Origin of the sequence: Dissulfurispira sp., from assembly GCF_036745535.1 — a bacterium.
In the GTDB taxonomy this organism is placed as follows: Bacteria; Nitrospirota; Thermodesulfovibrionia; order Thermodesulfovibrionales; family Dissulfurispiraceae; genus Dissulfurispira.
The window spans coordinates 1-4,028 of record NZ_DAIOFX010000067.1; the positions used below are offsets into that span (position 1 = coordinate 1).

The 4,028-nt window shown below is 40.2% G+C and carries 5 protein-coding genes; 1 reads left to right on the forward strand and 4 read right to left on the reverse strand.

Features of this window, described 5'->3' with window-relative positions:
• Positions 1–13 precede the first annotated feature (13 nt).
• From V7L97_RS09900 to V7L97_RS09915, 4 genes are read right to left on the reverse strand one after another with little or no spacing between them, the layout of a single operon-like run.
• Entirely contained in the window at positions 14–1,309 is a 1,296-nt protein-coding gene (locus tag V7L97_RS09900; RefSeq protein ID WP_333655529.1) for an efflux RND transporter periplasmic adaptor subunit, read from the reverse strand.
• Positions 1,302–1,736, reverse strand: a complete 435-nt coding sequence (locus V7L97_RS09905; protein ID WP_333655532.1) for a TolC family protein — start codon at positions 1,734–1,736, stop codon at positions 1,302–1,304. The genes V7L97_RS09900 and V7L97_RS09905 overlap by 8 nt, the downstream gene beginning before the upstream one ends.
• 40 nt (positions 1,737–1,776) lie before the next feature.
• Positions 1,777–2,265 (reverse strand): TolC family protein, encoded by a 489-nt coding sequence (locus V7L97_RS09910; RefSeq protein ID WP_333655552.1) that lies wholly within the window; start codon positions 2,263–2,265, stop codon positions 1,777–1,779.
• The gene (locus tag V7L97_RS09915) at positions 2,266–2,799 is read right to left on the reverse strand and encodes a hypothetical protein (RefSeq protein WP_333655535.1); all 534 of its coding nucleotides are present in this window, start codon (positions 2,797–2,799) and stop codon (positions 2,266–2,268) included. It lies immediately after the preceding gene.
• A gap of 244 nt (positions 2,800–3,043) precedes the next feature.
• Here V7L97_RS09915 and ilvC point away from each other — a divergent pair.
• Positions 3,044–4,028, forward strand: a 985-nt coding sequence (gene ilvC, locus V7L97_RS09920; protein ID WP_442891805.1) for a ketol-acid reductoisomerase, incomplete at its 3' end; no start/stop codon positions are given.

Below are 4,028 nucleotides of genomic sequence, written 5' to 3' on the forward strand. Positions count from 1 at the left end.
ATTACTATGTTCCTTAAGTCAATTCAGACTGGTAAGTATGTCTATACCAAGTGCCTATTTTATCTCCAGCTTTTAATCCGCCTGTAATTTCTACCGAATCTGTAGTGGTTATGCCTGTTTCTACCTTTACTTTTTTGAATTGGTTGCTCTCTTTGTCAAGCATGATTACCCATCGTTCATGACCTTTTATTTTTATCGAAGAAACGGGAACCATAAGGGCATCCGTTTTTTCATAAATTATCACATCGATATTTGCCGACATGCCTATATCTATGCTTTTTTCAAATTCAAGGGGGATTTTATCAATCATTACAACAACATCAAAATACGGCGTTTTATTTATAACCCTTGCTTGAGACGAAATATAGTAAATTTTACCGGTAAGTACAACATTTGGGAATGCATCTCCTGTAATTCTTACCGTTTGACCTTGCATAACCTTTGGTTTATCCACCTCGTCTACCTGTGTTCTTACAGATAAGCTGTTTGAGTCTCCTATGGTTAGCAATGTTTCTTCACGGGTCACAATACTTCCTGCTTCGAGTATCTTCTTCTTTTCATCCTGCTCATCTCTATTCACGTGAGGCAATAAAACAATGCCCGATACAGGGGCATGAACTAAAGCTTTCTTCAGGGTGTCTTCAAGTTCTCCCAACCTTAATCTGGCACTTTCCGCTTCGAGCCTTGCAATTTTTATGTTTTCTTCGCTCCCTTTTGCAAGCACGGCATTCAGTTCTTCCTGGGCTGATTGATAGTCTAACTGCAAATTTTTGTATTGTTCTAATGTCGATTCATATTCGGTAGCAGCAACAATTCCCTTTTTAAAAAGCATCTCCGTATCTTCCAATCTTTTTTTCTGCGCATCAAGGGCGAGCTTAGCCTTTGTGAGAGAACGGCGGACTCGTGGCACTTCATGCCGATTTCCCCATTCCTCAAGCTCTTTCAAACGCTCTGCAGCCTTTGCATAAGCTACTTTTGCCTCCCGAAGTTTAATCTCTGTCTCAGATGTATCAAGTTTTAATAACAGTTGTCCTTTTTTTACATGCTCTCCGTAATTAAAATATTTTTCCGCAACCCTGCTGTTTAAAGGGCTAATAATGCTTACCATCCGGGCAGGCTCCAGAATGCCCTGTAGCGAAATGGTCGAAGATACAGGCTGCGGCGTTACAGTGATTATCTGTGAAGATGAGGCCATATTACCTTGCCTTTGTTTTCCGCTTTTACTCAAACCATAAATTCCTGTAACTGTAATTGCAGTAACGATAAATATTGTCATTGAGATTTTTATGAGCCTCGTTTTTTTATTCACTTTGATTCTCCTTTATTTCTATCTTCCATGTTTCCAAAGTAGTCCCTATTGTTTTGTCGAGGACAGTCAATGCATTATTGTATGCTATAGTAGCATCGATCTCGTTGTTTTGTGCTATGACCATATCGTTCTGAAAAGTGATAATCTGAAAGTTAGTTGACCTTCCCGCCTTTAATTTTTCCATTTCTATTTCCAGCTTCTTTTCAGCCAACTCACGCATTTTACGGGCAAGCTCAACCTGTTTAAGCGCCTTTTTAACTTCACTGACTGCATCCATTACTTCTACCTCTACGGTTTCACGCACTTCCTCCTGCCGCACCTTTGTCTTTTCCATATTTATTTTTGCGTTTATGTAGTTCTGCTGTATGGTTAAATCCCCTATGGGAATATTAAGTTTTAAGCCTATATTCCAGTCCTTCTTTTTCAAATCCCATGCATTGCCAGCACTGCTATCTGTGCCGCTTATGTTATAGGATGTATCCAGAGACAGGTTCCAGAGACAATTGTTTTTTTGCTACGAGTAAATTCCGTTCTGCAATCTGCAATTGCAGATTGGTCTGCAAATAATCCGCCCTATTTTTTAGAGCTAATGTCTCACAGAGTGTAATGTCCGGTCGAAAAAGTTTTATGTCTGTTTCCTCAACCGGTATTATCGGCGTGTTTTTATCGATGTCAAGAACCTTGATAAGGGATAGTCGTGCTGCCTCAAAGTTCTTCTCTGCAGTCAATACAGCAAACTCCCTGTTTGCAACTTCAGCTTCTGCCTGTATAATCTCCATTTTCGGCATTCTGCCGGTTGCTATTAATGCCTTATTAATTTCGAGAAGTTCTTTAGCCCTTTCAAGGGCATGTTTGCTTATCTCAAGCTGCCTCTTTGCCTGCATGAATCTCCGATATTCGAAAATAGTTGATGTGACCGTATCAATTACTGTTGATTTTAGAGATAGGATATTTATTTATTCGGTTAATCTTGCTATGTCCACAGAGGCTGTTGCAGTCTCAAATCCACCGCCCTTCAAAAAGGGCTGAGTGAAAGTTATTCCAAACGAAGTTGTATAAGAATTCTCACGGGATGGCTGAATTGAGCGTTCTTCTGTATTTGCCCATGTGAAAACAAACTGCCCGCCTGTGGGAACATTCTGTGTTACCTTAGCTGATGCACTCCCGCTTACAGATGCTGACTTGCTGCCAATATCTCTAGTAGAAGTATATTGGGTTGAAAGGTCAATATTCAAAACAGGTCTGAATTTGGCTTCTGCAACTTCAAGATCAAACTTTTGAGATGCACGATCAAGATAGTCGCTTTTGATTGTTCTGTTTTTTCTTAAAGCAAGAAATACACTGTCAGCCAGCGCCATTTCTACCATGTCTTTTTGGAGTTTTGAATTTTTATTCTCGCATATTGCAGGAAAAACAGATAATAAAAGAATTATAAATACAAGAAATATGCAGCTTATTATTTTAATATTCGGCCAAGAAGAAAGTAACATTGTTCATTCATTGAAAAGAAAAGTGACATAAAAAATCACCTACCCGAATGGGTAGGCAGGCAATAAATAATACGAGCAGGAAATTTTTTAAATTCGGTGAGAAATTATTTTCTAAAATGTGTAATATATACAGTGTCAGTGAACAGTGTCAGTGTTAGTGATAAGAAGTAATAATTCTTAAATTTTTATCAGACTGACACTAAACACTTACACAAATAACTAAATAATGGAGGAGGTAGAAATGATAAAAATTTATTATGACAAGGATGCAAATCTGGACATCTTAAAAAAGAAGAAGATTGTAATAATGGGATACGGCAGTCAGGGGCATGCACACGCAAACAACCTCAGGGAAAGCGGTATGGATGTAATCATCGGATTAAGGAAGGGTGCAAGCTGGGACAAGGCAGTTGCTGCAGGATTTAATGTAATGACACCTTCGGATGCTGCTAAAATTGCAGATGTAATAATGATTCTCCTTCCTGACGAATTTCAGTCCTACGTATATGACTGCGAGATTGCACCGAATATGAAAAAAGGCGCTTACTTAGCATTTGCCCACGGATTCAATATCCACTTCGGACAGATCGTGCCTCCTGCAGATGCCAATGTATTTATGGCTGCTCCAAAAGGGCCGGGACATCTCGTAAGGTCCGAGTACACAAAGGGGAGCGGAGTTCCTTGCCTTATAGCGATACATCAGGATCCATCAAAAAACACAAAGGATATTGCCCTTGCCTATGCATCGGCCATCGGCGGAGGAAGGGCAGGGATCATAGAGACAACATTTAAAGAAGAGACCGAGACAGACCTTTTTGGAGAGCAGGCAGTTCTGTGCGGAGGCATTACATCGCTTATTCAGGCCGGTTTTGAGACACTTGTTGAGGCAGGTTATGCACCAGAGATGGCATATTTTGAATGCCTCCATGAAGTAAAGCTTATTGTTGACCTTATCTATGAAGGCGGAATCTCCACTATGAGATATTCCATCAGCAACACAGCACAGTACGGAGACCTCACGAGAGGGCCGAGAATAATCACTGACGAAACCAAAAAGGAGATGAAAAAGATTTTAAAAGAAATACAGGACGGTGTCTTTGCAAGGGAGTGGATACTTGAGTGCAGGGCAAACAAGCCTGTATTTAACGCATTGACAAGAAAAGGTGAGGAGCATCTAATCGAAAAGGTTGGAGCAAAGCTGAGGGCAATGATGCCGTGGCTCAAGAAAG